This window comes from Brevundimonas sp. GW821-FHT12E07 (genome assembly GCF_058807035.1).
This window is the reverse complement of sequence record NZ_JBXAQH010000002.1, coordinates 120,953-147,412: the sequence shown is the minus strand read 5'-3', so window position 1 is coordinate 147,412 and position 26,460 is coordinate 120,953. Positions and strand designations below refer to the sequence as shown.

Here is a 26,460-nt window from a genome sequence, read left to right as displayed (position 1 = left end):
GCCAATTCAGTAACAGCGTCGGTAGCGGATTTAGCTCATCCCGCGCGCGGTTCAAGCCTCAAGGTCGAAACGCTCGGTTTCGGAAACGGACATAGCCGGTCATAAAAATCAGCGTGCACAGGCATTTTTTGGCCGCGCGACAGGCGGAAACGATGCTCCACGGCCGTCGCCTGCTGCTCGATATTCAGATGGTCCCAGCCGCAGGCCGGATCAAGGGGATAGGTGTAGGCGGCGGCACTGTCGCCCGCCTTCAGCTTGGCCAGCAGCAGGTTGACGCCGTTCAGGGCCTGCCAGACGTGGACCAGTTCGTGGATCAGGGTGGCCTGCAGAGACAGGGGCGACAGGGCGATGTCGGCGGGCAGGCTGCGTCCCGGCCAGACGATCCAGCCCCTGCCCCACCAGACGCCGGGCACGAAGGCGCGGTCGAACGGGCTGGCCAGCAGCCGCACGCTCTCCAGCGGGATGGCGTCGGCGAAGACGGAGCGGGCCAGGGCCTGTTCGCCGGGCGTCAGGGGCCGCACCTTCACCCGCGGGGCGTCCCGACATACTCCCAGTGCCAGGGCTCGTAGAGGTAGGGGACGAAGCCGAAGCGGGCGGCGTTGGCGACGAGCCAGCGGTAGGTGGGGCCGCGCGTCATGTAGAGGCGGCTGGCGGGGTCGGTCGAGTCGACGCCCATCCCCTCCATATGGCCGACATAGAGGTCGACGGCGGCGCCCGTGCGGTGGGGCGAGCAGGCGGCGCGGCGGACGCCGTCGCAGTTGGCCTCGGCGGCGCAACGGGCGGCGTCGGCCTCCGGATCGCGGAAGCCCGAGAAGATCTGCAGCAGTTCCGGATCGGCGGCGATGGCCGGGACCTCGCGCCGGGCGGCGGCGGCCATGGCGCGGTAGGCGTCCAGGGTGTCGCGGCGCAGGAGGCGGGTCAGGCGGTCGGCGTGCTCCTCCTCCGGCGAGAGATAGCCCAGCTGGTTCAGCGGCGGCGGGTCGGGGCATTCGTCGCGGGTCCGGGCCATGACGAAGGGCCGGCGCTCCTGCAGCACGCCCTTGAGGACTGTGAAGGTCGCCTGGTCGAAGACGCCGGTCGGGGTCAGGGCGTAGCGACCCTGAAAGGCGGCGAGCGCCGCGGCGAAGTCGGCCGTGCCGGGAGCGCAGTCGGTGCGCAGTTCACGCTGCAAGAGGGGCAGATAGGTCTCCCAGCCCATCTCCGGCCGACCGAACGGCGACCACTCCAGCGAATAGACGGAGATGGCGTTGGAGAAGGCCTGCCCCGACCACTGGGCCCCTGCCCGGTCGCAGGATTGGGCGTTCGCCGCGCCCGCGAAGGCCAGCAGCAGGAAGGCGGCGAATGCGGCGAAGGCGGCGCGTATACCCATGCGGCGAGGAAGCCTGAGGACGGCCCGGGCCGCAAGCGGAATTGGCCTTCTGCGCCCGGCGTCATTGCTGCGATAACGGGACGGGCCGAATCCTCCGGCCGGCCGCACGGATCGCCGCATGTCCTCGACCGACGTCTCCGCTTCCCCTGCCCCCCCGGCCGCCGGAGCGCCCCGGCGGTCCAATGCGGTGCTGGCGGCCTTCTCGACCGTCTGCTTGCCGCTGGCGGCGTTCGGGGTGGCCCTGCCGGTCACCCTGCCGGAGTACTATGCGACCCACGTCGGGCTGGACATCGCCATGGTCGGCTTCGTCTTCATGGCCGTGCGGGCCTTCGACATCGCCGCGGACCCGCTGATCGGGGCGGCGATGGACCGGACGCGGACCCGCTTCGGCCGCTATCGCCCGTGGATGGCGGCCTCGACCCCGGTGCTGATGCTGGCGGCCCTGATGGTCTTCGTCATGGTCAAGCCGGGCGCCGGGCCCTTCTATCTCTTCGCCTGGCTGCTGGTGCTCTATATCGGCTTCTCGATCGGGACCCTGAGCCAGCTGGGCTGGGCGGCGGTGCTCGCGCCCCAGTACGACCAGCGAAGCCGGGTCTATGCCTGGTGGCAGGCGTTCAACATCATCGGCGTCATCGCCATCCTGATCCTGCCCGCGGCCGTGGTGCAGCTGGGGCTCGGAGACTATGTCGCCGGGGTCCATGTCATGGGCTGGGCCATCGTCGCCGCCCTGCCGATCACTATCGGCCTGGCCCTGTTCGCCGTGCCCGAGCCGGTCAATGCGGGGGCGCCCGCCCACGGCGGCCTCAAGGCCTATTGGGACATCGTCAAACGCCCGACAGTGGCGCGACTGCTGGCCTCGGACGTGGTGCTGGGTGTCGCGCCGGGCATCACCGGGGCCCTGCTGTTCTTCTTCTTCGATCAGGTGAAGGGCTACAACAAGGCGGCGGCCTCGATCTTCATGCTGCTCTACTTCGTCGGCGGCCTGTGTGGCGCCCCGATCTGGGCGAAGCTGGCCACGCGGATCGGCAAGCACCGGGCCCTGGCCGTGGCCAGCACCATCTTCGCGGCCCTGTACGTCGTCGCGACCCTGCTGCCCGGCGGCAGCTTCGCCCTGACGGCGGTCGCCATGTTCATCGCCGGCCTGCCCTATGCGGCCGGCCTGTTCCTGCTGCGGGCCATGATGGCCGATGCGGGCGACGAGGTGCGGCTGGAGACCGGGGTGGACCGGACGGCCCTGATGTTCTCCATCCTCAGCGCCACGACCAAGCTGGGCCACGTCTTCGCCCTGATCCCCTATGTCGTTCTGGGCTGGGTGGGCTTCCAGGCCGAGCCGCCGGTCGGGGGCAACAGCCCGACCTCGCTGCTGGTGCTACAGGTCCTGTTCATCGCGGTTCCGGCACTGCTGATCGCCTCGGCGGCGGTGATCCTGAGGCGCTATCCCCTGACGCCCGAGCGGCATGACGAGATCCGTCGGGCGCTGGAAGCCCGCGACGCCGAGGCGCCTTCCGCATGACCCCGATCGAACGCCTGCTGGGCATCATGGCGAAGCTCCGGGACCCTGACGGCGGCTGTCCGTGGGACCTGGAGCAGACCTTCGCCACCATCGCCGCCTATACGATCGAGGAGGCCTATGAGGTCGCCGACGCCATCGAGCGGGGCGACATGACCGAGCTGAAGTCCGAGCTGGGCGACCTGCTGTTCCAGACGGTCTTCCACGCCCGCATGGCCGAGGAAGCCGGGCTGTTCGCCTTCGACGATATCGCAAATGCGATGTCAGACAAGCTGGTACGCCGACATCCTCATGTGTTTGCTGATGAAGCGGCCAAGAGCGATGCGGCCGGGCAGAAGGCGCGCTGGGAGGACATCAAGGCGGCCGAGCGCGCCGCCAAGGCCCAGCACGGGGTGCTGGACGATGTGCCCGTGGGCCTGCCCGCCCTAGCCCGCGCGGCCAAGCTGACCAAACGGGCGGCGCGGGTCGGCTTCGACTGGCCCTCCACCGACGAGGTCTTCGACAAGCTGGACGAGGAGGTCGGCGAGCTGAAGGCCGAGATCGCCGCCGGCGACCTGGACAAGGCGCGCGAGGAGATGGGCGACCTGCTGTTCGTCGTCGCCAACCTGGCCCGCAAGCTGGGGGTCGAGCCCGAGGATGCGCTGCGTGGCGCCAACGCCAAGTTCGTGCGCCGCTTCGGCTTCATCGAGGCCGAGCTGGCGAAGGACGGCCGCACGCCCGACCAGTCCGACCTCGCCGAGATGGACGGTCTGTGGGACGCGGCCAAGGTCGTGGAGCGGGCGGCCAAGGCGTAGGCGCGGGGTATTCGAACACCGTTTTGCACTCAAAAGAGGTGGGTGCAAAAAGTGCAATTCGTAAGTGATGCCTCAGAAGACGACGACAACTGCTTGAATTTACGCACCCGAAAAGCCCACCCCAATCCGTCGGCGAAAAGACGGTGTGCAAAGAGCTTGCGGGTTCGCCGCGAATGTCAAAGACCAGACCTGAAGTCTAACACAGCGGGAATCGGCGCCAGTCCGATTGCCTGGAGCCAGCACAATGACCGCTGAACATTCCAGTCCAGAGCGGCACGACCCCGGCGGCAAGGTGCGGCTGGCCCTGATGCCGGGGGTGAAGGGGGATGCGGCGTTCAGCGCCGACGGGCGGTATCGCCAGCTGATGCGGCGCTGGCTGGGGGAGACCTTCCCCGAGCGCTACGTCCTGTTTATCGGCATGAACCCCTCGACCGCGGACGCCATGGTCAACGACCCGACCTGCGCGCGCGAATGGACCTTCACCCAGCGCGAGGGCTTCGACGCCATGGTCAAGGCCAATGTCGGCGACTATCGCGCCACCGATCCGAAGATGCTGCTGGCGCCCGGCGTCGAGGCGGTGTCGCCCGAGAACCTGCCGGTGATCCGGGCCCAGGCGGCGAAGGCCGGCAAGGTCGTGGTCTGCCACGGCAAGCTCAACAAGGCGCTGGCCCCCGCCGGAAAGGCCCTGATCGAGGCCCTGAGGGCCGACGGGGTCGAGCTGTGGTGTTTCGGCCAGAACGGCGACGGCAGTCCCAAACATCCCCTGTATTTACGGGGGGATACGCCGCTGATCCCCTACGTCGTCTGAGGTTCAGTCGTCGGTAGAGACGCCGTCGACGGCGCTCGAGACCAGCTTGCGCCAGGTCGGGTCGGTGTCGTCGACGATGTCGATGTCTTCCAACAGGGCGATGGCCGCCTCCCCGTCCGGCAGGATCAGGCCGACGACCTCCATCTCCACGCCCTCGGCATTGGTGTGGCACTCGGCCTGGACGGCGATGGCCGCCTGTTCGCCGTCCTCCTCCCACCAGATCACCGGCTGGGGCAGGTCGAGATCCAGCGGGAACGGCCGCTCGGTGTCGTCGAGGGCGAAGACCGCCTGTTTGGCCTGAACATCGTCCAGGGTCGCCACCCGGCCGGTGAAGGCCGTCAGCCGCGACCAGTCGTCGATGTCGTAACCGCCGGAATCGAAGTCGGGATCGGTGTCAGGATTGGTCACGGGCGGGGCCTCCGGTTTCAGGACCGCTCCCTAGACCCGTCCGCCCCCGGAAGGCTACCCCTCAACCGACGGCGCGAGGCCGGCTTCGAGCCGGGTCCAATAGGTGCGGCCGACGCCGAGACGCTCCCCGCCCTCCATCTCGACCGTGCGCGCGAACCGGCCCGCGCGATGGACGACGGCGATGCGGCGCGGATTGACGGCGTGGCTGCGGTGGATGCGCAGGAACCGGCCGGGGGCCAACGCCATCAGGGCCGAGAGATTGGCCGTCGACAGCAGCTCGCGCCCATCCGCCAGCCGGACCAGACAATAGTCGTCGGCGGCGCGGATGTGGAGGATGTCCCCGGCGCGGACCCGGTGACGCGAGCCGCCGTTGGGGATCGACAGGAGGCTGTCGTCGGGCGTTGGCGTGGCCACGGCCGGGGCGGAGGCCTCGCGGCGCAGCGACCGGACGGCGTGGACGCCCCACCACCCGAACAGGGCCAGAAAGCCCCAGTAATAGCCGGTGTCGAGGAAGTTCCGGGTCCAGGACAGGCCGAGGGCGGCGACGCAGGCCAGACCAGCCCAGACGACGCCGCGCTGGTCCTTGAGCAGGCCTGACAGCGTTCCGGCCAGCAGGACGGCGAGGCCGCAGCGGAAGGCCCACAGCGCCTTGGCGTCCCACCAGGGCGGGCCGAAGACGGCGGTCGCCAGTCCGACGGCCAGAGCCGCGTTCAGGGCAAGGCGCGCGCGCCGGTCGGCGGTGAAGCGTGACGTGAGGCTGCCCAAGGCGGCGGCGGCGAGCGCGGCGCAGGCGACGATCCCCATCAGCCGCCCAAGCTGCCAGGGATAGCCATAGGTCTGGACCAGTTTGCCGGCCTCGATGACGGCCTGACAGAGCACCGCCCCGGCCATGACGGCGAAGGCGGCCGAGCCGGGCGGACGGCGCGTCGCCCACAACAGGACGTTGAACAACAGGGCCAACGCCAGCAGTCCGACCGCCAGCAGGGTCGGCAGATAGTGGACCAGCGCCCCCCTCAGCGGGTCGTCATAGGCGCCGATGGCGATCAGATGGATGGGCCGGGCGACCGGCGCCCAGAGGTGATGGGCCGACAGCCGGACCTCGACAGTATTGGCGCCGTCGCGCACCCGATCCGGAGGCACGAACAGGACGGCGCTGAACCGGCCCGGGGTCTCGGCGGCGCGGTCGGGACCGACGCGGCCGTTGCGCCCGATCAGCTGTCCGTTCCACCAGACCTCGCCGCTTGCCATGGCGACGAGGTGGACCGAGAGCGGCGCCGGGGTCTGGCCCTGACGGGCGACGAAGGCGGTGCGGAGGATGGTGACCGGTCTGTCGAGACGCAGGCCGTCGATCCGGACCGGACGGCAGGTCGAGGGCGCGTCGCACAGGCTCCAGCTCAGGGCCGGGCGCGGCGGAGCAGTCGGCGTCATCAGCGGCTGGAGCGCCGGCCCGATCAGGACCGCCAGCCCCGCGAGCAGGAGCAGAAGCGCCGTCGCCCGGGCGCGCAGACGCTCACCGACGCCCACGGTCGTTCACCGAAATCCGGTTGGAAGGACAGTCGGCGAGACCAATGAAACAGGCTCCGGCGGCGGATCAGGGTATCAGGACGACCCTGGCGCGACCGGACAGTCCCCGACCAGAGTGAGGAGCGTTCTAGCGTGACCGAGACCAGACCCCAAGGCTTCAACCGCCGTTCCCTGCTGACCGCGGCCGGCGCCGCCATGGCCGCCCTGCCCGGCTGCGCGTCGATGGCCGCCGGCGCTTCCCCGGGACTGGAGGCGGCCGTGACGCCGATCCTCGAAGGCATGGTGCGCGACAGCGGGTTTCAGGGCGTCGTGATGCTCGGGCGCGGCGGTCGGGTGCGGCTGGCGCGGGCGACGGGTCAGGCGGACATCGCCAAGGCGCTTCCGATGCAGGTCGGCACGACCCTGGGCATCGCCTCGATCTCCAAGCGGCTGACCTCGGTGGCGGTGATGCGGCTGTTCGATCAGGGAAAGCTGGATCTGGACGCCCCGATCACGACCTGGCTGAAGGCCTACCGGGCCGACACCGGCGCTCGGATCACCCTGCGTCGGCTGCTGTCGAACAGCAGCGGCGTGCCCAACCTGTTCACGCCCCTGACCCGGGCCGACGCGACCCTGATCGACCGGCCGATGACGACGGATGAGGCCGTGCGGACCTTCGCCATGGGCGACCTGGCCTTCGAGCCCGGGGCCCGGTTCGACTACAACCTGACCAACTGGATCATCGTGGTGGCGGTGGTCGAGGCCGTGACCGGCCTGCCCTTCCCGGAGGCGATACGGACGCTGGTTCTGGCCCCGCTGGCGATGAGCCACACGACCCTGTCGGTTCCGACGGATGCGACCTCCTACCGCACCGTCAACCCGCCGGTGGAGTGGATCAGTCCGCGCCCGGCCTATCTGGCGGCGGCGGGCGGCTATTTCAGCACCGCAGAGGACCTGCTGCGCTTCGCCCACGGGGTCTATGACACCCGCTTGCTGACCCCTGCCTCGCGCCGGGCCCTGTGCACGGTCGAGGTCGCCTCGGACCACTATGCGCTGGGCGGCCGGATCCGCGAGGTGCAGATCGGCGGCGAAAGCGTCAGCGCAGCCTGGGAGACCGGCAACACCATGGGCTATCGCTCGGTGCTGGGGCACCGGCTGGACGGGCGCGGCGCGGTGGTGGTGCTCAACAACACCGCCATGTCGCAGAGGACCATGGACGAGTTCGCCGAAGCCCTGCTGCGGGTGTTCGTCTGACAGGATTCAGCCTCAGCAGCCGACTGGAGGGCGGCGCCCGGCGGATTGGGTTAGTGTCGCAGCACGGCCCTGCCGCGAGGAGATTCCCTGATGCCCCTGCCCCTCTCTCGATCCGTCCTGAAGGTCGCCGTCGTCGCCGGCCTCGCGGTGGCGGTGCTCGCAGCCTGCGGTTCGCTCCCGAGTCTGGGCGGGCCGGCGCCGGCGCCTGGACCCGTGGCGGGGATCCGCGACGGCGAGACCGTGCTGCGGCCGGGCCAGACCCTGTCCATCGCCCTGCCGGGGAACAGCGGGACCGGCTATGCATGGCGGCTGGAAAGCTTCGACGAGACGGTTCTGGCGCGCGGAGAGCCATTCGGCGCCGTGGTCGCGACGGCGGCCAACAGGCCCGGGGGGGCCGCCGAGACCCGATGGGCGTTCACGGCGGCCCGGCGGGGCCAGACCACCCTGACCTTCGCCTACGCCCGCCCCTGGGAGGCGGGAACACGCCCGGCCGAGACCGCGCGCTATCGCATCACGGTCCGCTGAAGGCATGAAAAGGGGCGCTCCCCGAAGGAAGCGCCCCCTGATCGGTTGGCGTGAAGGCCGGCTTACGCCGCGCCGTCGGCCGCCTTCTTCTTCTCGGCATAGATCAGCAGGGGCTGGGCCTTGCCGTCGATGACCTCGGCGTTGACGACCACTTCCTCGACGCCCTCGAAGGTCGGCAGTTCGAACATGGTCTCGAGCAGGATGCCTTCCAGGATCGAGCGCAGGCCGCGCGCGCCGGTCTTGCGGGTGATGGCCTTCTTGGCGACGGCGTTGAGCGCGTCGTCGGTGAAGGTCAGGTTGACGTTCTCCATCTCGAACAGGCGCTTGTACTGCTTGATCAGAGCGTTCTTGGGCTCGGTCAGGATGGTGACCAAGGCGGCTTCGTCCAGATCTTCCAGGGTCGCCAGAACCGGCAGACGGCCGATGAACTCGGGGATCAGGCCGAAGCGCATCAGGTCGTCAGGCTCGACGCCCTTGAGGATGTCGCCGGTGCGGCGCTCGTCGATTTCCTTGACCTTGGCGCCGAAGCCGATCGAGGCGCCCGCGCCGCGCGCCGAGATCACCTTCTCCAGGCCGGCGAAGGCACCGCCGACGATGAAGAGGATGTTGGCGGTGTCGACCTGCAGGAACTCCTGCTGCGGATGCTTGCGGCCGCCCTGCGGGGGCACGGAGGCGACGGTGCCTTCCATGATCTTCAGCAGGGCCTGCTGCACGCCCTCGCCCGAGACGTCGCGGGTGATCGAGGGGTTGTCCGACTTGCGGCTGATCTTGTCGATCTCATCGATGTAGACGATGCCGCGCTGGGCGCGTTCGACGTTGTAGTCCGAGGCCTGGAGCAGCTTCAGGATGATGTTCTCGACGTCCTCACCCACATAACCGGCTTCGGTCAGGGTGGTGGCGTCGGCCATGGTGAAGGGCACGTCGATGATGCGCGCCAGGGTCTGGGCCAGCAGCGTCTTGCCCGAGCCGGTCGGCCCGATCAGCATGATGTTGGACTTGGCCAGCTCGACGTCGTTGTTCTTCGTCGCGTGGTTCAGGCGCTTGTAGTGGTTGTGCACCGCGACCGAGAGGACCTTCTTGGCGTGGCCCTGACCGATGACGTAGTCGTCGAGGACCTCGCGGATCTCCTTCGGGGTCGGGACGCCGTCCTTGGACTTCACGAAGCCGATCTTGTGCTCTTCGCGGATGATATCCATGCAGAGTTCGACGCATTCATCGCAGATGAACACGGTCGGCCCGGCGATGAGCTTGCGCACTTCGTGCTGGCTCTTGCCGCAGAAGGAGCAATACAGCGTGCTCTTGGCGTCAGTTCCGGCGGCTTTGGTCATGGACCCTTCTCACTCTCGCGGCGTCTTTCCCCTCAGGTGAGGATGGGACTCTCGCGCTTCCTTCGCGTTGATTCCATCACTATGGACGCGAAGATATTCAAAAAATGACAATCACCCATCCAAACGCCACTCACAACCCCGCTCAAGGTGAGCAGTTCGTGATGGACGTGGATTGGTCTGTATCGATGGGGATCACGGCGGATGAGTGACATGGGGAGCGCAGACACGGTTCGCCAGAGGGGCGAGCGCGTGCAGGTCGAGCCCGGCCGGCCGGTCGTGGCCTTCGATTTCGACGGCACCCTGACGATCCGCGACAGTTTCACCGAATTCCTGCGCTGGCGGGCCGGTCCGGCGGGCTGGGCCATGGGGCTGCTGAAGCTGGCGCCGGCGGTGGCCCACTATGCGCGCGATCGCGACCGGGGACGGATCAAGGCGGCCTCGGTGCGGGAGTTTCTGGGCGGAATGGAGCGTCAGACGCTGGAATCAGAGGCCGACCGGTTCGCCGACGCCGTCTGGGACCGGTTCATGCGACCGGACGCCCTCGCCTGCTGGAACGCCTGGGGCGACAAAGGGGCGCACCGGGTGATCGTCACCGCCTCGCCGGTGACCACGGTCGCGCCCTTCGCGAAACGGCTGGGGGCCGAGAACCTGCTGGGCACGCCCCTGTTCTTCGACGCCGACGACCGGGTGTCCGGCGCTTTCGCCGGGCCGAACTGCCGGGGGCCGGAGAAGGTGCGGCGTCTGCAGGCGGTCTATGGGCCCGATATCCGGCTGGCCGCCGCCTATGGCGACACCTCGGGCGACACGGAAATGCTGCAGATCGCCGGGGAAAAGGGCTTCCGGGTGTTCAAGGAGCGGCCCTGACGGCCGTTAGCGCCCCTGGGCGTCGACGTCGAACTCGACAGCCTTGCCGCGCGAGGTGGGCTCCCAGCCGGCCTCGATGGCGGCGGTGATCGCGTTCTTGACGTAGTCGACGTTGACCTTCTGCTTCTCGAGGTCCGGATGGCCGTTGGCGCGCATCGGCATGGGAAACTGGATGATGGCCTCGCGCTTGTAGCCCTGCATCCAGAGGCTGACGGCGATGCCTTCCCAGTTGTTGCCGGTGGTGCGCCGGGGCTGGCGGCGCAGCTCCCAGTCGTAGAGCTCGCCGTCGACCTCGACGGTCCCCTTCTGATCGCGTGTGTGCTGCATGGGCGGGGCCATAGCACAGAGTCGCCGAATTAGTCCCCGAAGCCGGCGGCTTTCAGGGCCTCGGCGATCTGGTCGATCAGGCCGGGCGTCTCCTGGATGCGCGAATGGTCGGCGGCCGGGACGGCGATCATGCGGGTCGCCACCCCCTCGCGGCGCAGGGTCTGCTCCAGCCGGGCGGTGGCGAGGAAGGGCACGGTGTCGTCATTGCGGGCCCCGACCACGACGGCCGTACCCTGATAGCCCTCAAGCGCCACGCCCAGATCGAAGCGGGGCACGTCGTCCGAGAGGACGGGCCGGACGAGGCCGCCGAGCGGGCCGGCCTTCTGGGCGGCGCCCGCGCGAATGACCTGTTCGAAGCTCTGGAAGGTGGAGATCAGCACCAGATCGGAGGCGTGGTCGGTGCGACCTGCCAGATCGCCGCAGACCGTGCCGCCCAGCGAATGGCCCCAGAAGGCGAGGTCGCCGGTGCGGCCAGTGGCGAAGGCGTGGTCGACGCGGGCGGAGATCGTCTGGTTCATCGCCTCGAACTGGTCGGGCGTCCCCTGCCCCGCTGAGTCGCCATAGCCGGGGTAGTCGAAGATCCAGACGTCGCCGAGCGGGGCCAGCAGGGCCACGACCTTCTGCCCACCCAGCTCACGCCGGAACATGTTGCCGCCGCAGAAGACGATGAGTGGCCGGGGCGTCGCATGCTCGAACCGGGTCAGGGCCACGGGGCCGAAGGCCGCCGGCAGGGTTTCCTCGGTCACCGTCAGGCCCAGCCGGGCGCCGACCTCGGCCAGGGGCAGGCCGGGCGTGATCCGCATCCCCGCCGCCGTCAGCCGCGCATCGGTCGGGACCACGTCGTCGCCGGTCAGGCGATAGGGGTAGCAGCCGGACAGGGTCGCGGCGGCCATGGCGGCGATCACGAGGGTGCGCAGAGTCGGAGCGAGGGTCATGGAACGACGCTAGCACAAAGAAAAAGGGGCGCGCCGTGTCCGGCGCGCCCCTCTTCGATCGGAAATGATCGTCTGGATCAGACGGTCTTGATGCCGTCGGCCTCGGCTTCGGTGCGCTTGTCGTAGACGTGGTCGACGATGCCCCAGGCCTTGGCGGCCTCGGCGTCCATGAAGTGGTCGCGGTCGAGGGTGGATTCGACCTCCTCATAGGTCCGGCCGGTGTGCTGGACGTAGATCTCGTTGAGGCGGCGCTTGGTGTAGCGGATGTCGGCGGCGTGCAGCTCGATGTCCGAAGCCTGGCCGCGGAAACCGCCCGAGGGCTGGTGGACCATGATGCGGGCGTTCGGCAGGGCGATGCGCTGGCCCGCCTCACCGGCCGTCAGGATCAGGGAGCCGGCCGAGGCGGCCATGCCCATGACCACGGTCGAGACCGGCGACTTGATGTACTGCATGGTGTCGTAGATCGCGAGCGCCGAGGTCACCTGACCGCCGGGGCTGTTGATGTACATGGAGATTTCCTTCTTGGGGTTCTCCGATTCCAGGAACAGCAGCTGGGCGCAGATCAGCGAGGCCATGGTGTCCTCGAACGGACCCGTCAGGAAGATGATCCGCTCGCGCAGCAGGCGGGAGAAGATGTCGAAGGACCGCTCGCCCCGGCTGGATTGCTCCACGACCATGGGCACGAGGTTGTTGGAGATGTAGTCGATCGGATCGCGCATATGGCCTTCTCGGATGCTTGTGGGCGGCGACTCGGGAGTTCGCCGCCTCGTTCAACAGCATATCGCGTTGCGGAAGCGTTCACGCAAGGTGGGCGGGATCGGGGCGGGTCAGTCCCCGGGCGTTTCGGCGGAACGCAGGGCGGCCGTCATCGCCTCCGCCTGACGGGACGGGACGATGCGTTCGTTGCCGTAGCCGTAGAGCGTCGTCAGATAGGCCCGGTCCCAGTCGGTGAGCCCGTCCACCCTTTCCTGCCCGGAGGTGTCGAACAGGTTGAGCACCGTCCGGTATCCCGAGATGTCCGCCTCGGGGTCGATCTGTGCGAAGGCGACCATGGCGATGTAGTCGCCCAGCTGGTTGAAGGTCATCCCGTCAGCCCGGTTGAAATCGACGATGACGATGACCCGCTTCAGGTCATCGCGGATGCGGCGACGCATCTCGGACTTGGACGAGATGGCGATCGTGGGCGGCGGATGGCCGCGGAAACGAATAGTGGGCTGGCCGGTATAGGAATCCGTCGGCGCGCTGATCTGCCACCAGCGCACGGGAGCGTCAGATGTCCGGAAACGCGCGAAGGCGGCGCTGCCCTGATCCGCCTGGAGGGAGCCGATACGGAAGGCGTGAGGCCGCGCGGCCGCCATGCCGTCGGCCATGGCCGCACCGTCGTCGGCGCCGATGACCAGAACATTCGGCTGGCACCCCGGATCGCGCGGCTCGAGGCCGAAGTCGGCCGCCACGCTCGAAATGTGATCGACCAGGGTATGGGCGGCGGCGCTGCGCATGTTCACGGCGCCCACACAGACCTTCAGGCCATTCCACCGCGCGCTGCCGCGTTGCCGGATCGGAACAGTGATCTGGTCCACGAAGTCGCGGACCGCCGCGGGCAACGGGTCCGCACGGACCTCGATGTCATCGACCGGGGTAGCGGGAGTTTGAGCCTGGTCCTGCTGCTGCGGCGCCGCCTGTCCCTGCTCGGGAACCGGGGCCGTCTGCAGGATCACACCTGTCAGGCCGATCGCCGCCCAGGCAGAAAAGCCAACCATCCGCACACCCCTTGATCGAACCCCGGTTTTCGGCGCTCACGCTAGGGCTGAATGCGGCTGTCGGCAATCGCCTGAATGCGCCGCCCGGCGCCTACTCCCGGGGCGGGGTCGTCATGCGGTTGGCCAGGCTGCCTTCCTGTTGCGAGACCTGACGCTCGTTCAGCTGGGCCGAATAGAGGGCGCGCAGATAGCTGAGGTCCCAGTCCGACATCTCGCGCTGACCCGTCGGATCGGCGAACAGGTTCAGGATGGTGGTGTAGCCCGAGACGTCGGCGTCCGCGTCGATCTGCGCCAGCGAAACCATGGCGAGGTAGTCGCCCAGCGCGTTGATATCGACGCCCGCGCTCTTGCTGACGTCCAGAATGACGAAGGTCCGCGCAAAGATGTTGCGGTCCTGGGTGCGGATGCGCGAGGGCCCGCGGATGGCGCGCATGGCCGGATCCTGGCCCGGCAGGCGCACCGTCACGTCGCCGGTGTCCTCATCGACCGGCAGGGTCAGGCGCCACCAGCGCACCGCCGCGTCGGAATCCTGAAAGGCCTGCAGCGCGCGGCTGCTGAGATTGACGCCGCTGACGCCGACGTCGAAGGCCTTGGGACGCGACTGGACCATGGCGCGCGCGGCGGCGGCGCCGTCGTCGGCGGCCACGATCAGGATATTGGGCTCGCAGCCCGGCGCGCCGAAGTCGAGGCCGACCTCCGCGATCCGGTCGGAAATGCGGTCGATCAAGGGCTGGGCCACATCACGGCGCATGTTCATGACGCCGACGCAGACACGGCCGTCCCACCGCGCCAGGCCCCGGCCGGGAGGCGTCTCGACCACGGCGTCCACGAACCGCCGCGCGGCTTCATAGGCGGACTCGCGCCGGGCGGTGACCTCGACATCGGGAACGACGGTCGTCGGCGTCTGGGCGTCCTGGGGCGCTGTCTGCACAGGCGGTGTCTGGCCCATCAGGGCGGCGGCGCTGAGCAGGGCGGCGAACAGGGACATCGGGTCTCTCGCGGACGAACGGTGGGAGGCGGAGTGGCTACCACGGTTTGGGGCAAATGAAAGGGCCGGCCCGCGAACGGACCGGCCCTTCAAAGGTCAGTCAGGATCCGGAGCGGCGTCCGGAAAGAAGCGGCCTCAGCCCTCTTCTTCTTCCTTGAGCAGCTCTTCCTTGGTGATCGGCGTATCGGTCGTCTCGGCCTGACCGAAGATCAGGTCGACGACCTTCTCCTCATAGATCGGGGCGCGCATCTGGGCGGCGGCGTTGGGGTTCTGGCGGTAGAAGTCCAGGACCATACGCTCCTGACCCGGGTAGTTGCGGGCCTCGGCCATGATGGCGTTGTTCAGTTCCTGATCGGTGACGCCGACGTTGTTGGCGCGGCCGATCTCGGCCAGGACCAGACCCAGGCGCACGCGGCGCTCGGCGATCTTGCGGTACTCGGCCTTGAGCTCGTCTTCCGACTTCTTGGCGTCTTCTTCCGGCAGGTCGCCCTTGGCCTTGTCGGCCTGGACCTGTTGCCAGATGCCGTCGAACTCGGCGTCGACCATCTTGGGCGGCAGGTCGAAGCTGTGGGCGCTGTCCAGCTGGTCCAGCAGGGCGCGCTTCTGCTTGAAGCGGGCGGCGCCGGCGTATTGCTGGTTCAGATTGTCGCGCAGCAGCTCCTTGAGCTTGTCCAGCGATTCCAGACCGATGCGGGTGGCGAAGGCGTCGTCGACGACCGCGGGGGCTTCAGCCTTGATGGCCTTCACCTTGATGTCGAACGTCGCCAGCTTGCCGGCCAGGTTGGCGGCCTGATAGTCGGCCGGGAAGGTGACTTCGATGGTCTTCTCTTCACCGACCTTGGCGCCCGTCAGCTGCTCTTCGAAGCCGGGGATGAAGCGGCCCGAGCCGATCACCAGATCCGCGTCCTCGGCGGCGCCGCCGTCGAACGGCACGCCGTCCAGCTTGCCCAGGAAGTCGATGGTCAGTTGGTCGCCTTCAGCGGCCTTCACGGTCTTGCCCTTCTTGTCCTCGTAGGACTTGGCCTGACCGGCCAGCTCGGTGAGGGCCTCGTCCAGATCGGCGTCGGTCGCCTCATAGGTCGGACGGGTCAGCTTGAGGGTCTTGGGATCGACGGGCGTGAAGTCGGGCATGACTTCCAGCTCCATCTCATAGGCCAGGTCTTCCTGGCCCAGGATGACCTTGTCCATGTCGGAGATCAGTTTCATCTCGGCCGGGGCGGCGGGGCGCACCTTGGCTTCGTCGAGGGCCTTCTGGCTCGTCTCGTTCAGCTCGGCGTTGATGATCTCGCCCATGAACTCACGGCCGAAGGTCTTCTTGACGTGGGCGGCGGGCACCTTGCCGGGACGGAAGCCCTTGAGCTTCATCTGCGGCGCGACTTCCTTCAGCTTGGCGTCCAGCTTGGCGTTCAGCTCGGCGGCGGGGATGGTCACGGCGATGACGCGGCTGAGACCTTCGGTGGATTTTTCGACGACTTGCATGGTCGGTATCTGACGTTCTGGGGCGCAACCGGCCGACGGGGCCATACGCGAAATGGATAAAGCAGAAGAGCCGCCCCGATCAGGGGGCGGCCTCGAAGCCCGCCCTTATGTCGAGACAGGCCCCAAAGGTCAACGCGAACGTGGCGATCTAGAGGCCGAGCCCATCCATGGCGGGCTTCTCCCAGGGACCGTCCTCGCCGGGAGAGCGCAGCCGGGCCTCGAATCGGCCGTCGGCCTTCGCCAGTTGCCAGATCAGGCTGTTGGCGGCGGGGGCGATGTCGGGCTTCGACTGGAAGACCGGATCGGCGAAGGCGGTTTCCGCATCGACCAAGGTCCAGCCCGCGTCACGAAAGCCCTGCAGCACCTTCGGCAGGAACAGGGCGGTCGCGAGAGTGTGATGGATCAGGAGCGTATGCGGCGGGCTGCGGCCCAGCACGTCGCGGGCCAGACCGTCGTAGAAGGCGGCGCGGTCCAGCAGGTGGCGCACGAGGAAGTCGCCGTAAGGGCCGACGTCGGCGCCGGGCTCCTTGTCCAGCCGCTCGCGCAGGCGCTGATCGACGTACCAGTCCGAGGCGTCGATGGTGACATGGGCGTTGTGCAGCCCCCGGTCGACGAGGACGGCGCGCATCCGGTCGCGGGTCTCGACGGTCCGCCCCTCGGCGAGGAACGGAAAGCGGAACAGGGGCCGGGTCGTGGCGTAGGGCGCGATCAGGGGCGCGCAGCGGTCGATGTCGGCGCCGAGGTCGCCGGGGTTGGCGCCGCCGTAATAGCTGTGGGCGAAGGTGTGGTTGCCGATCAGATGCCCCGCCTCGGCCCAGGCGGCCAGATGCGCGGCGCCGGCGGGGTTGTCGACGTACTTGCCTGCGACCAGACCGGCGGCCTTGATGCCTGCGCCGTCAAGGGCGTCCAGCACGGCGCGATGGCGGGCGGCGCCGTTCAGCAGGGCGCCGTCGGCGATGTTGAAGTCGTCGATGGTGATGGCGAGGCGGGGGCCGTCTGCGGCGCGGGCGGCTCCGGTGGCCGTCAGGGCGGAGGCGGCGGCGAGGCCGGACAGGAGGTGGCGGCGGTTCAGCATGGTGGTGTTCTAGCAGGCCGCCGAGACCCGGCGCGACGCCTTTCGCCCGCGGGCGCGGACCGCTATCTGTCGGGGATGAGCCAATCGCCCTCCCCTCAACCGCCCGTCGGCGTCTTCATTACCCCGGTCACGCCGCTGCAGCAGAACTGCACGACCGTCTGGTGCACGAAGACCAACAAGGCCGCCGTGATCGATCCGGGCGGCTCGGCGGACGCCATCCTGGGCGAGATCGCGCGGCGGGGCCTGACGCTGGACCAGATCTGGATCACCCACGGCCACCTCGACCACGCCGGCGGCGCCGCCGAGATGCAGGAGAAGTCGGGCGTCGAGATCATCGGCCCGCACATCGAGGACCTGTTCTGGATCGAGGGCATTCCGATGCAGGGCCAGCGCTATGGCCTGCCCGAGGCGCGGACCTTCACCCCCAACCGCTGGCTGAACGACGGCGACGTCCTGACGCTGGGCGAGACGACCTGGGAGGTGGTGCACTGCCCGGGCCATACGCCGGGCCACGTCGTCTTCTTCAACCGCGCCATCGGCTTCGCCCAGGTCGGCGACGTCCTGTTCCAGGGCTCGGTCGGCCGCACGGACTTCCCGAAGAGCGATCCCGAAGCCCTGATCCAGTCGATCACGCAAAAGCTCTGGCCGCTGGGGAACGGCGTCACCTTCGTTCCCGGCCACGGCCCGCACTCGACCTTCGGCCAGGAGCGGCAGACGAACCCGTTCGTTTCCGACCGGGCGTTGCTGGGGCCGAGGCTGTTCCGGGAGCCTACGGGGCCGTCGTAGATCGGCGGCGGGTCCACATCCACGCAGCGAACAGGGCCAGAACCACGGCCAAGGCAGCCCAGCCGGTCCATCCGGGGGCGCCGGATCGCAGGAACCAGATGTGTCCGAAGCCGACAATAGCGCCGGCCATGAGGACCGCGACCGCGCTCACAAACCGTCGAGGCCAAGACACCTTGGAAAAGGCGAGAACAGTCACGGCCAGGATCAGCGGCAGAGCCAGCGCGCGATAGAGTTCACCCTCGGTCACGATCGAACCTTCCGGTTGCAGCAGGCCGCTCGGTCCATACAACCTTTAAGCACGCCGTCCGGCTTGTACAAGGACGAGGCGGGCGGATCCTGCAGGACCGCGCCCGCTGTCGCCCCCCCGTTCCCGTCCTAGCGTCGCAGCAGAAGCCCCAGCAGGACGCCCGCGCCGAGAGCGTAGAGGGCGGTCTTGGTCGGGTTGTCGCGGATGAGCTCGCGGGTCTGTTTGGCGTGATCACGCGCCCAGAGGCGGCCCTGGTGCAGGTCCGAGCGGACGGCCTTGCGGATGCCTTCGGAGCGGGCGAAGGCGCGGCCCTCGGCGTCGGCGATCAGGGTGTCGGCCTTCCGGCCCAGACGCTGGGCGGGGCCTTCCTCACGCAGGTCGTCGGAGAGGATGTCGTCTGCGGTCGGCGTATAGGATTCGGTCATCGGAAAGCTCCCTGAAGTTCGGCGGAAGAACCGCCGCCCATCGCCTTGGGTTCCCCGGCGTCTGAACATCGCGAACGTTTGAACGTTCTCCTTTCGACAGGAGACCGACATGACCCATATCGACCCGGGCGCCCCGCCCGAATTCCCCGATGAGCCCACGGAAACGCCGGATATCGATCCCGGCGGCGCGCCCGATGAGTTGCCGCAGATTGATCCCGGCATTGGGGATGAACCCGATTCCCGAACGTTTGATCAGAATGCAAGTTGATTGTTCTGGCGACTGAATGATCTCCGCCCGGAACCTTGGCCGACCGTCCGGGTTCTTCATCGCGAGCCACAACACTACTCAGGAAGGAACAGCCGAATGGCCGAAGGTCAGACCAACCGCCCCTCGGGTGTCTCCAAGCGGGGCTTCGCCTCGATGGACCCGGAACGTCAGCGCGAAATCGCCCGCAAGGGCGGGGCCAGCGTCCCGTCGGAGAAGAGAAGCTTCTCCCAGGACCGTGGTCTGGCCGCCCAGGCCGGCCGCAAGGGCGGCGAGGCCTCGCACGGCTCGCGGCGTCCCGGTGACGTCGAGACCCAGGCGGAGTAGCCTCCCCCGAAGAGCACAAGGATCAGGCGGCGAGACCGAAAGGTTTCGCCGCCTTTTTCTTATGCGCCTCAGCCGACCCCTCTTCAGCTTGCGCTGAGCAGGGCCAGGGCGACGGAGGGCGCGGGGCTGGTCTCGAACAGGGTGACGGTCCAGCCTGCCGCCTCGGCCATCTTGATCACCGAGGCGCGGGTGTATTTGCGCGAGCTTTCGGTGTGGATGGTCTCGCCCTTCGTGAAGCGGATCGTGGTGTCGCCGATGTGGACGCTCTGATCCCGCGTCGAGCGCAAGTGCATCTCCATGCGGGATTCGGCCGCGTTCCAGACCGCCAGATGCTCGAAGGCGTCCAGATCGAAATCGGCGCCCAGTTCGGCGTTGGCGCGGACCAGCAGGTTCCTGTTGAACGCCGCCGTCACCCCTTGCGCGTCGTCATAGGCGGCGACCAGAAGCTCGGGCGCCTTGACCAGATCGACGCCGAGAATGAACAGGGAGCCGTCGTCCAGCCGGGCGCGCGCGACCTTCAGGAAGGCGATGGCGTCCTCGCGGTCCAGATTGCCGATGGTCGAGCCGGGGAAGAAACCGATGCGACGACCGCGGCCCAGCTCCGGCAGCGGCGGCAGGTTCAGGAAGTCCCCGACCACCGGCACGACATCGATCGACGGATAGGCCGCCGTGATCCGCCCGGCCGCCTCGTTCAGGGCGTCGGGGCTGATGTCGATGGGGATATAGGTCGACAGATTGGGCGCCGCGTCGAGGATGATGCGGGTCTTCTCGCTGGCGCCCGAGCCGAACTCGACCAGGACGGCGTTGTCGCCGAAGTCCCGGGTCAGGCGCGGCGCCAGATCCTTGAGCAGGGCCGCCTCCTGCCGCGTCGGATAATATTCCGGCAGGCGGGTGATGTCCTCGAAGAGGCGCGAACCCTCGGCGTCGTAGAACCATTTCGGCGAGACGGCCTTCTGGGGCTTCGACAGGCCTTCGATCAGTTCGGCGCGGAACTCCGCGCTCTCATCGGTGTCGGCGGTCGCGCGGTCGGGCGCGAGGTCTTCGGCCAGTCTGAGGCCCATGAACGCCCACCTTTGATGCGGATAGAAGAAGTTGCGGTAAGTCGCCCGCGCGTGGCCCGGAGGCGTGGCGAAGCAGGAGCCGCGCAGGACCATCTGATTGGCCATGAACTTGCCGTTGTACTCGGACGCCGTGCCGTCGGTCGGTTTGAATCCGGGATAGGGGGAATAAGCGCTGGCCGTGTGCTGCCAGACCTCTCCGAACAGGTTCGCGAAGGCGGACGGCTTGGTTACGGCCGCATGTTCCCATTCCACCTCGGTCGGCAGGCGCTTGCCGGCCCAGCGGGCGTAGGCGTCGGCTTCGTAGAAGGAGATGTGGCGCACCCGAGCGGTCGGATCGACGGGGGCGAGGCCGGAGAGGCCGAACACAGACCAGTTCCCCTCCTCCGCATGCCAGTACAGCGGCGCGGTCCAGCCCTCGCCCTTCACCATCGCCCAGCCGTCTGACAGCCAGAGCTCGGGCCGGTCATAGCCGCCGTCGGCGATGAAGCGCAGCCAGTCGCCGTTGGTCACCAGATCATTGGCCAGGGCGAAGGGCTGGAGGAATGTCTGGTGCGCCGGACCTTCATTATCGAAGGCGAAGCCCGAACCGTCATGGCCGATCGTGACCAGACCGCCGTCGAAACGGGTGACGCCGCCGACCGCGGACTGAACCGCCGCCTCGCGCGGTTCGGCGGCATAGGCGACCGGATCCAGAGGCGAGCGGGACATCAGATAGAGGAGGTCCATCAGGAACAGCTCCTGATGCTGCTGGTCGTGATGCAGGCCCAGGGCGAACAGATAGCGTTCGGCGCCGGACGTCAGGCCGCGCGACAGGCGGTCGACCATGCGCCGGTCGATCTCGCGGCGATAGGCCAGAACCTCGTCCAGCGAGGGCCGGGTCATCAGACCGCGCTCGCGCCGGGCGACGCGTTGGCCCAGCGCTTCGTAGTAGGAGTTGAACAGCTGCCGCCAGCGCGGATCGACCGGCTTGTAGCCCGGCTCGGCGGCCAGGATCATCTCCTCGAAGAACCAGCTGGTGTGGGCCAGATGCCATTTGCCCGGGCTGGCGTCTGCCATGGGCTGGGCGGCCAGATCCTCAGGCGAAAGGCCCTGCGCCAGCTCCGGCATGCGGGCGCGCACGGCCCGATACAGGTCGATGTCGTCCGAGGCGGACGACGGAATACGTGCGAGATCGTTCATAGCGACAGCCTCCGCCCGGGTTGCCCACGGCGGTTCCCCACCCGGCCCTGAAATGTCACCGGCGCGGTTTGGTTCCTGTGTCGGAAACCGCAAGCGTCGATGGCGGGGAAATGGGGATGACCGTCAGCTTCGCCATGGATCAACCGCCGTTCGCCGGAAGAAAAGCCCCTTCGGCGAACGGCTGCTGACAAAAACGGGCGAGCGCCGTTCTACCGAACCGGCTTGCCGCCGTGCTTGGCGTATTCGAGCCGCGCGATGGTGCGGTTGTGGACCTCGTCCGGACCGTCGGCGAGGCGCAGGGTCCGCACCCCGGCGTAGAGTTCGGCCAGGGGCGTGTCGCCTGAGACGCCGGCGCCGCCGAAGGCCTGGATGGCGTCGTCGATGATCTTGAGCGCCATGCGCGGGGCCGCGACCTTGATCTGGGCGATCTCGGACTTGGCGTTCTTGGCGCCGGCCTGATCGATCATCCAGGCGGCCTTGAGCACCATCAGGCGGCACATCTCGATATTGGTGCGGGCTTCGCCGACGCGCTGCTCCCAAACCGAATGTTCGGCCAGTTGCTTGCGGAAGGCGGTGCGGTTGAGCAGGCGCTCGCACATCAGGTCCAGGGCCCGCTCCGCCGCGCCGATGGTGCGCATGCAGTGGTGGATGCGGCCCGGCCCGAGGCGACCTTGGGCGATCTCGAAGCCCCGGCCCTCGCCGGCGATCAGGTTGGTGACCGGCACCCGGACGTTGTCGAGCACGACCTCGGCGTGACCGATCGGGCGCTCGTCATAGCCGAAGACGGTCAGCATGCGCTCGACGCGGAAGCCGGGGGTGTCGGTGGGCACCAGGATCTGCGACTGTTGCTGGTGCGTCGCCGCCGAGGTGTCGGTCTTGCCCATGACGATGGCGATCCTGACGTTCGGGTGACCCATGTTGGTCGACCACCATTTGCGGCCGTTGATCACATACTCGTCGCCGTCGCGGACGATGGAGGTCTGGATATTGGTGGCGTCGGACGAGGCCACGGCCGGTTCGGTCATCAGGAAGGCCGAGCGGATGGTCCCGGCCATCAGGGGCTCCAGCCACTGCTTCTGCTGGGCTTCGTTGCCGTACATATGGAGGACTTCCATATTTCCGGTGTCGGGGGCGTTGCAGTTGAACACCTCGGCCGACCACAGCGACCGGCCCATGATCTCGGCCAGGGGCGCGTATTCGAGGTTGGTCAGCCCCGCGCCGTGCTCGCCCGGCAGGAACATGTTCCACAGACCCGCCTCGCGCGCCTCGGCCTTCATGGTCTCCATGATCGGCGGCTGGACGGTGTGGTCGGCGTGGACCTGGGCCCAGTATTCCTCGGCGCGCGGATAGACCTTGTCGTCCATGAAGCGCTGCACCCGCTCCTGCCAGTGCAGGCCGCGTTCGCTGTGCTGAAAGTCCATGTGCGTATCCTCTTTTGTTTCCCGGTCGTGCGCCGGGCTTGGGGAGTCGAAACGAAAACGGCGCGGCCCCCGAGGAGCCGCGCCGTCCGTCAGTCGTGTTGTGCGCCGCGCATCAGCGCTTCAGCAGCGCCGGCAGCTTCTGGGCGATCATCATGTCGCCCGCGATCTTCAGCTTGCCCTGCATGAAGGCCATCATGCCGTCCAGCTTGCCTTCCGACAGGGCGATGAAATCGTCCCAGCTGATGGTGACGGTGGCGTCGGCGGGCTTGTCCTCGTTGGTGACCGTGTTCGGGGTCGAGGCGCCGTCGATGTAGATCTTGCCGGCGTCGCCCAGGTCGATCTTCACGGTCTTGCCCAGACCGGAGTTGTCGCCGACGGCGTTGCGGATGTGATCGGTGACTTGAGCCAGATCGGCCATGGGTCGTCTCCCTAGGATTTTGTCGCCCGGATTTCGGTGACCAGAGCCCTAGACCGCCGCGCGAGGCCTCACAAGATCACGTCGGGTCAAGTTCTCTCTATCTCTGTTCCTGACGCCGCTCGGTCCAGAGATCGAGGTCCGCCTCACGTCCGATCAGGGCCAGCCCGGAGGCGATGGATTCGAATTCGCCGCCGGTCTCGATGCGGTCGGCGCCGAAGCGGCGCGCGAAGATGTCGCGAACGGCGGGGACGAAGGAGGTGCCGCCGGTGAGGAAGACGCGGTCCACCCCCGTCGCCTCGAGCCCGGCCTCGGCCAGGGCCTGATCGACGGCGGCTTCCATGGCCTGGAGCTCGGGGCTGATCCAGCCTTCGAAGGTGGCGCGGCTGACGGTCTGTTCGATGGAAACGGAACCGGCATTGAAGGCGAAGTCCGCCTCCTCCGCGCCCGACAGGGCCATCTTGAGTGCGGACACGGCCTGATAGAGGGCATATCCGTGGTTGTCGTCCAGCACCTCGACCAGCCGCTCCAGCTTCCCGGGCTCGACGGCGTTGCGGGCCAGGTCGCGGATGTCCTTCATGTCGCGCGAGGCGCGCAGCAGGGCCAGCTGGTCCCAGCGGGCGAAGGCGGCGTAGTAACGCTGGGGGATCGGCAGGGTCTTGTCGAAGGTCCGGTACTGACCGCCCTTGCCCAGCGCCGGCGAGACCAGATGGTCGATGATCCGGTAGTCGAAGGCGTCGCCGGCCACGCCGACCCCGGACCGGGCCAGGGCGTGGGAGCGCAGGCCGTCGGGCGTCTGTTCGAAGCGGACGATGGAGAAGTCGCTGGTGCCACCGCCGAAGTCGGCGACCAGAACGGTGGCGTCGGCCTTGAGCGTGCGGGCGAAGAAGAAGGCCGCGCCGACCGGCTCATAGGCATAGCGGATGTCGGTGAAGCCCAGCCGCTCGAACCCCGCCTGATAGCGCTCCAGCGCCAGGGCCGCATCGGGCGAACCGCCGGCGAAGGTCACGGGCCGTCCCACCACGATCCGGGTCGGCAGCTCGGCCATCCCCTCCCCGCCATGGCTGCGCAGCTGCAGCAGGAAGGCGCCGAGCAGGTCCTCGAATTTGTAGCGGCGGTTGTCGATGACCGTCTCGGTGAAGGCGGCGCTGGCGGCGAAACTCTTGAACGACTGGATGAAGCGGGTGTCGAGCGGGTCCTCGACATAGGCGTCGATGGCCCAGGGCCCGGCCGTCACCACCCGCTCCGGCGCCTGTCCCGGCGTCTGATGCATCTGGAAGCCGAGGGTCGAGCGGAAGGCGGTCAGGTCGCCGGTCGGGGCCTCGAACCGCAGCACCTCGGCCTGGCCGTCCGCGCGCGTCACCGCGACCACCGTATTGGTGGTGCCGAAGTCGATGCCGATGGTCAGGACGGGGTCGGACATGGATGGCTTTCGGAACGCAGCGAGACCCACCGCTGGCGAGAGCGCATGGGCCGGACGGGAAATGAAGGTCAGTGGACAGAGGCCCCGCCTCGACACGATCGGTGCGAGGGGGCTTGTCGGACGTCCCGGAGCGGTCGGGACGATGGTCCTGCGTAGCGCTTCGGCGCGAAGCAGGACTGGCGGAGACGGAGGGATTCGAACCCTCGATACCCCTTACAGGGTATGACGATTTAGCAAACCGTTGCCTTCAGCCACTCGGCCACGTCTCCGGCAGGAGGCGTCGATAGCGAAGGTCGTCGCCGGGCGCAATCGGCAAGACGTCAGTTGAGGCCAGAAGTTTGATCGAACAGCAAAACGCCGGGCGTTAACGCGACATCCACGGCGGCTGTGCAGGATGTGACGGAGTTCCCCAGCCGACGGACGACGATGTCGAACACCCTGAACGCGACCCGCCTTCTCACGGGCGAGCCCGAGGCCGCCGCGCGCACCGCCGATGCGGGCGTGTTGCAGGCGCTGGCCCCCAAGGCGGAGGGCGCCTCCCGGCGCGGCCCGTTCCGGCCCGAGGTGTGGTTGAACGCGCGCCAGAAGCACGGTTCGCGCCTGTCGGTGCACTATTTCCGCACGGTCGACGTACTGTCGGTCATCGCCGTGACCCTGGCCTGCGGCTGGGCGGTGTCGCCCGATAATCTGATGGCGCTGGAGATCGCGCGCGCCGCGCCCATGATCCTCGGCGCGGTCGTGGTTCTGGGCCTGATGCGGTCGCTAGGCCTTTATCAGTTCGACCGTCAGTCTTCGCTCACCCTGCATCTGACCGCCCTGACCGGGGTGGTCGCGACGGCCGGCGGTCTGGGACTGGGTCTCGGCTGGCTGTTGCGCGGCCCGGCGGTGGAGCTGGAGACGATCGGCGTCTGGGCCGGCGCTACCCTTCTGACCGTCATCATCCTGCACAGCGTCTGGAGCGGCCTTGTGGCCCACTGGCGCGACACCGGCGCCTTGACGCCCAATATCGTGGTGGTGGGCGCGACCCGCCATGCCGAGCGGCTGATCAAGGACGCGCTCAAGCGTCGCGACATCAATGTGCTGGGCGTGTTCGACGACCGTCTGGCCCGCAACCCCGACAGCGTCGAGGGCGTGCCGGTTCTGGGCGCCGCCGATGCCCTGCTGAACCACAAGATCACCCCCTACGTCGACCGCATCGTCCTGGCCATCGATCCCGAGGCCCAGGCCCGGGTGCGCGAGCTGACGGCGCGGCTGCAGACCCTGCCCAATGAAGTCACCCTGCTGGTGGATCCGCAGGGCGAGGAGGAGCGCACCGCCGCCCTGACCAAGCTGGCCCGCGCGCCGCTGGCCTCGCTGAACGCCGCAGACGCGGACCGCCGCGCCTTTCACAAGCGACTGCAGGACATCGTCATCGGCGGTCTGGGCCTGATCGCGGTCTCGCCGATCATCGGCCTGTGCGCCCTGGCCGTGAAGCTGGACAGCCCCGGCCCGATCTTCTTCCGCCAGCGCCGCCACGGCTTCAATCAGGAAGCCATCGTGGTGTGGAAATTCCGCTCCATGCGTCAGGAGGCCTCCGACGCCACCGCCTCGCGTCAGGTCACGGCCGACGACGACCGGATCACCAGGGTCGGAAAGTTCCTGCGCAAGACCAGCCTCGACGAACTGCCGCAGCTTCTGAACGTCCTGACCGGCGAGATGTCGCTGGTCGGTCCGCGGCCCCACGCCATCGGCATGAAGACCGGTCAGGTCGAATCCGCCCTGCTGGTCGCCGAATACGCCCATCGCCACCGCATCAAGCCCGGCATGACCGGCTGGGCCGCCATCAACGGCTCGCGCGGGCCGCTGGACAGCGCCCATGACGTGCGCCGCCGGGTGCAGCTGGACGTCGACTATATCGAGCGGCAGTCCTTCTGGCTGGATCTGTGGATCATGGCCGTGACCCTGCCCGTCCTGCTGGGCGACCGGTCGGCGGTCCGGTGATCGT

General features: G+C 68.2%; 28 protein-coding genes and 1 tRNA gene. 10 read left to right on the top strand and 19 right to left on the bottom strand.

Annotated features, from left to right (window positions below; translation table 11 throughout):
- Positions 1-35: 35 nt before the first annotated feature.
- Both AC1ROD_RS08780 and AC1ROD_RS08775 read right to left on the bottom strand, forming a co-directional pair.
- Positions 36-527: a hypothetical protein gene (locus AC1ROD_RS08780; protein ID WP_492947884.1), complete on the bottom strand. Its 492-nt coding sequence runs from the start codon at positions 525-527 to the stop codon at positions 36-38.
- Positions 524-1,369 carry a D-alanyl-D-alanine carboxypeptidase family protein gene (locus AC1ROD_RS08775; RefSeq protein WP_492947883.1) on the bottom strand — a complete coding sequence of 282 codons (846 nt, stop codon included), beginning with the start codon at positions 1,367-1,369 and terminating at the stop codon, positions 524-526. Before AC1ROD_RS08775 ends, AC1ROD_RS08780 begins: the two co-directional genes overlap by 4 nt.
- A gap of 118 nt (positions 1,370-1,487) precedes the next feature.
- Between AC1ROD_RS08775 and AC1ROD_RS08770 the strand changes: the two genes are divergently transcribed.
- From AC1ROD_RS08770 to AC1ROD_RS08760, 3 genes are all read left to right on the top strand, one after another.
- Positions 1,488-2,882: an MFS transporter gene (locus AC1ROD_RS08770; RefSeq protein ID WP_492947882.1), complete on the top strand. Its 1,395-nt coding sequence runs from the start codon at positions 1,488-1,490 to the stop codon at positions 2,880-2,882.
- Positions 2,879-3,673: a nucleoside triphosphate pyrophosphohydrolase gene (gene mazG, locus AC1ROD_RS08765; protein ID WP_492947881.1), complete on the top strand. Its 795-nt coding sequence runs from the start codon at positions 2,879-2,881 to the stop codon at positions 3,671-3,673. Before AC1ROD_RS08770 ends, mazG begins: the two co-directional genes overlap by 4 nt.
- A gap of 244 nt (positions 3,674-3,917) precedes the next feature.
- Positions 3,918-4,481 (top strand): DUF1643 domain-containing protein, encoded by a 564-nt coding sequence (locus AC1ROD_RS08760; RefSeq protein WP_492947880.1) that lies wholly within the window; start codon positions 3,918-3,920, stop codon positions 4,479-4,481.
- A gap of 3 nt (positions 4,482-4,484) precedes the next feature.
- Here the strand turns inward: AC1ROD_RS08760 and AC1ROD_RS08755 are convergent, their stop codons facing one another.
- Positions 4,485-4,889: a hypothetical protein gene (locus AC1ROD_RS08755; RefSeq protein ID WP_492947879.1), complete on the bottom strand. Its 405-nt coding sequence runs from the start codon at positions 4,887-4,889 to the stop codon at positions 4,485-4,487.
- A 54-nt stretch (positions 4,890-4,943) separates the two neighbouring features.
- The gene (locus tag AC1ROD_RS08750) at positions 4,944-6,413 is read right to left on the bottom strand and encodes a LytR/AlgR family response regulator transcription factor (RefSeq protein ID WP_492947878.1); all 1,470 of its coding nucleotides are present in this window, start codon (positions 6,411-6,413) and stop codon (positions 4,944-4,946) included.
- A 132-nt stretch (positions 6,414-6,545) separates the two neighbouring features.
- Here AC1ROD_RS08750 and AC1ROD_RS08745 point away from each other — a divergent pair, with 132 nt between their 5' ends.
- Positions 6,546-7,646 (top strand): serine hydrolase domain-containing protein, encoded by a 1,101-nt coding sequence (locus AC1ROD_RS08745; RefSeq protein WP_492947877.1) that lies wholly within the window; start codon positions 6,546-6,548, stop codon positions 7,644-7,646.
- 90 nt (positions 7,647-7,736) lie between these two features.
- Complete coding sequence (locus AC1ROD_RS08740; RefSeq protein WP_492947876.1) at positions 7,737-8,171, top strand: protease inhibitor I42 family protein; 435 nt, start codon at positions 7,737-7,739, stop codon at positions 8,169-8,171.
- A 62-nt stretch (positions 8,172-8,233) separates the two neighbouring features.
- On the opposite strand, the gene clpX is transcribed toward AC1ROD_RS08740, so the two are convergent.
- Positions 8,234-9,499 (bottom strand): ATP-dependent Clp protease ATP-binding subunit ClpX, encoded by a 1,266-nt coding sequence (clpX, locus tag AC1ROD_RS08735; RefSeq protein ID WP_207931821.1) that lies wholly within the window; start codon positions 9,497-9,499, stop codon positions 8,234-8,236.
- 210 nt (positions 9,500-9,709) lie between these two features.
- Here clpX and AC1ROD_RS08730 point away from each other — a divergent pair, with 210 nt between their 5' ends.
- Positions 9,710-10,363, top strand: a complete 654-nt coding sequence (locus AC1ROD_RS08730; RefSeq protein WP_492947875.1) for an HAD-IB family hydrolase — start codon at positions 9,710-9,712, stop codon at positions 10,361-10,363.
- A 6-nt stretch (positions 10,364-10,369) separates the two neighbouring features.
- Here AC1ROD_RS08730 and AC1ROD_RS08725 read toward each other — a convergent pair whose 3' ends face one another.
- From AC1ROD_RS08725 to AC1ROD_RS08695, 7 genes are all read right to left on the bottom strand, one after another.
- The gene (locus tag AC1ROD_RS08725) at positions 10,370-10,690 is read right to left on the bottom strand and encodes a hypothetical protein (protein ID WP_492947874.1); all 321 of its coding nucleotides are present in this window, start codon (positions 10,688-10,690) and stop codon (positions 10,370-10,372) included.
- A gap of 29 nt (positions 10,691-10,719) precedes the next feature.
- On the bottom strand, positions 10,720-11,625 hold the full coding sequence (locus AC1ROD_RS08720) for an alpha/beta hydrolase family protein (protein ID WP_492947873.1): 906 nt from the start codon (positions 11,623-11,625) through the stop codon (positions 10,720-10,722).
- 77 nt (positions 11,626-11,702) lie between these two features.
- Complete coding sequence (locus tag AC1ROD_RS08715) at positions 11,703-12,344, bottom strand: ATP-dependent Clp protease proteolytic subunit (protein ID WP_207931818.1); 642 nt, start codon at positions 12,342-12,344, stop codon at positions 11,703-11,705.
- A 108-nt stretch (positions 12,345-12,452) separates the two neighbouring features.
- The gene (locus AC1ROD_RS08710) at positions 12,453-13,385 is read right to left on the bottom strand and encodes a hypothetical protein (protein WP_492947872.1); all 933 of its coding nucleotides are present in this window, start codon (positions 13,383-13,385) and stop codon (positions 12,453-12,455) included.
- A gap of 91 nt (positions 13,386-13,476) precedes the next feature.
- Positions 13,477-14,373, bottom strand: coding sequence for a hypothetical protein (locus tag AC1ROD_RS08705; RefSeq protein ID WP_492947871.1), 897 nt, complete (start codon positions 14,371-14,373; stop codon positions 13,477-13,479).
- A gap of 135 nt (positions 14,374-14,508) precedes the next feature.
- Positions 14,509-15,852, bottom strand: coding sequence for a trigger factor (gene tig, locus AC1ROD_RS08700; RefSeq protein WP_492947870.1), 1,344 nt, complete (start codon positions 15,850-15,852; stop codon positions 14,509-14,511).
- A 148-nt stretch (positions 15,853-16,000) separates the two neighbouring features.
- Positions 16,001-16,927, bottom strand: a complete 927-nt coding sequence (locus AC1ROD_RS08695) for a polysaccharide deacetylase family protein (RefSeq protein WP_492947869.1) — start codon at positions 16,925-16,927, stop codon at positions 16,001-16,003.
- A gap of 75 nt (positions 16,928-17,002) precedes the next feature.
- Between AC1ROD_RS08695 and AC1ROD_RS08690 the strand changes: the two genes are divergently transcribed.
- On the top strand, positions 17,003-17,713 hold the full coding sequence (locus AC1ROD_RS08690; protein ID WP_492947868.1) for an MBL fold metallo-hydrolase: 711 nt from the start codon (positions 17,003-17,005) through the stop codon (positions 17,711-17,713).
- Here AC1ROD_RS08690 and AC1ROD_RS08685 read toward each other — a convergent pair.
- Both AC1ROD_RS08685 and AC1ROD_RS08680 read right to left on the bottom strand, forming a co-directional pair.
- Positions 17,697-17,960: a hypothetical protein gene (locus AC1ROD_RS08685; protein WP_492947867.1), complete on the bottom strand. Its 264-nt coding sequence runs from the start codon at positions 17,958-17,960 to the stop codon at positions 17,697-17,699. The two genes, AC1ROD_RS08690 and AC1ROD_RS08685, sit on opposite strands and share 17 nt — an antisense overlap.
- Before the next feature lie 128 nt (positions 17,961-18,088).
- Positions 18,089-18,385, bottom strand: coding sequence for a hypothetical protein (locus tag AC1ROD_RS08680; RefSeq protein ID WP_492947866.1), 297 nt, complete (start codon positions 18,383-18,385; stop codon positions 18,089-18,091).
- 109 nt (positions 18,386-18,494) lie between these two features.
- On the opposite strand from AC1ROD_RS08680, the gene AC1ROD_RS08675 reads away from it, so the two are divergent.
- Both AC1ROD_RS08675 and AC1ROD_RS08670 read left to right on the top strand, forming a co-directional pair.
- Positions 18,495-18,653, top strand: coding sequence for a hypothetical protein (locus tag AC1ROD_RS08675; protein WP_492947865.1), 159 nt, complete (start codon positions 18,495-18,497; stop codon positions 18,651-18,653).
- Positions 18,654-18,749: 96 nt separating this feature from the next.
- A complete protein-coding gene (locus AC1ROD_RS08670) occupies positions 18,750-18,977 on the top strand; it encodes a con-10 family general stress protein (protein WP_492947864.1) in 228 nt (75 codons plus the stop codon).
- 83 nt (positions 18,978-19,060) lie between these two features.
- On the opposite strand, the gene egtB is transcribed toward AC1ROD_RS08670, so the two are convergent.
- The 5 genes from egtB to AC1ROD_RS08645 all read right to left on the bottom strand — a co-directional run bounded on the left by egtB (position 19,061) and on the right by AC1ROD_RS08645 (position 24,745).
- Positions 19,061-21,217 carry an ergothioneine biosynthesis protein EgtB gene (gene egtB / locus AC1ROD_RS08665; RefSeq protein WP_492947863.1) on the bottom strand — a complete coding sequence of 719 codons (2,157 nt, stop codon included), beginning with the start codon at positions 21,215-21,217 and terminating at the stop codon, positions 19,061-19,063.
- Positions 21,218-21,426: 209 nt separating this feature from the next.
- Positions 21,427-22,638, bottom strand: a complete 1,212-nt coding sequence (locus AC1ROD_RS08660; protein ID WP_492947862.1) for an acyl-CoA dehydrogenase family protein — start codon at positions 22,636-22,638, stop codon at positions 21,427-21,429.
- A gap of 112 nt (positions 22,639-22,750) precedes the next feature.
- On the bottom strand, positions 22,751-23,056 hold the full coding sequence (locus tag AC1ROD_RS08655) for an SCP2 sterol-binding domain-containing protein (RefSeq protein WP_492032885.1): 306 nt from the start codon (positions 23,054-23,056) through the stop codon (positions 22,751-22,753).
- A gap of 97 nt (positions 23,057-23,153) precedes the next feature.
- Positions 23,154-24,476 carry an Hsp70 family protein gene (locus tag AC1ROD_RS08650; RefSeq protein WP_492947861.1) on the bottom strand — a complete coding sequence of 441 codons (1,323 nt, stop codon included), beginning with the start codon at positions 24,474-24,476 and terminating at the stop codon, positions 23,154-23,156.
- A gap of 177 nt (positions 24,477-24,653) precedes the next feature.
- Positions 24,654-24,745, bottom strand: a tRNA-Ser gene (locus AC1ROD_RS08645).
- A 157-nt stretch (positions 24,746-24,902) separates the two neighbouring features.
- On the opposite strand from AC1ROD_RS08645, the gene AC1ROD_RS08640 reads away from it, so the two are divergent.
- A complete protein-coding gene (locus AC1ROD_RS08640; RefSeq protein WP_492947860.1) occupies positions 24,903-26,456 on the top strand; it encodes an exopolysaccharide biosynthesis polyprenyl glycosylphosphotransferase in 1,554 nt (517 codons plus the stop codon).
- The last annotated feature ends 4 nt before the right edge of the window (positions 26,457-26,460 follow it).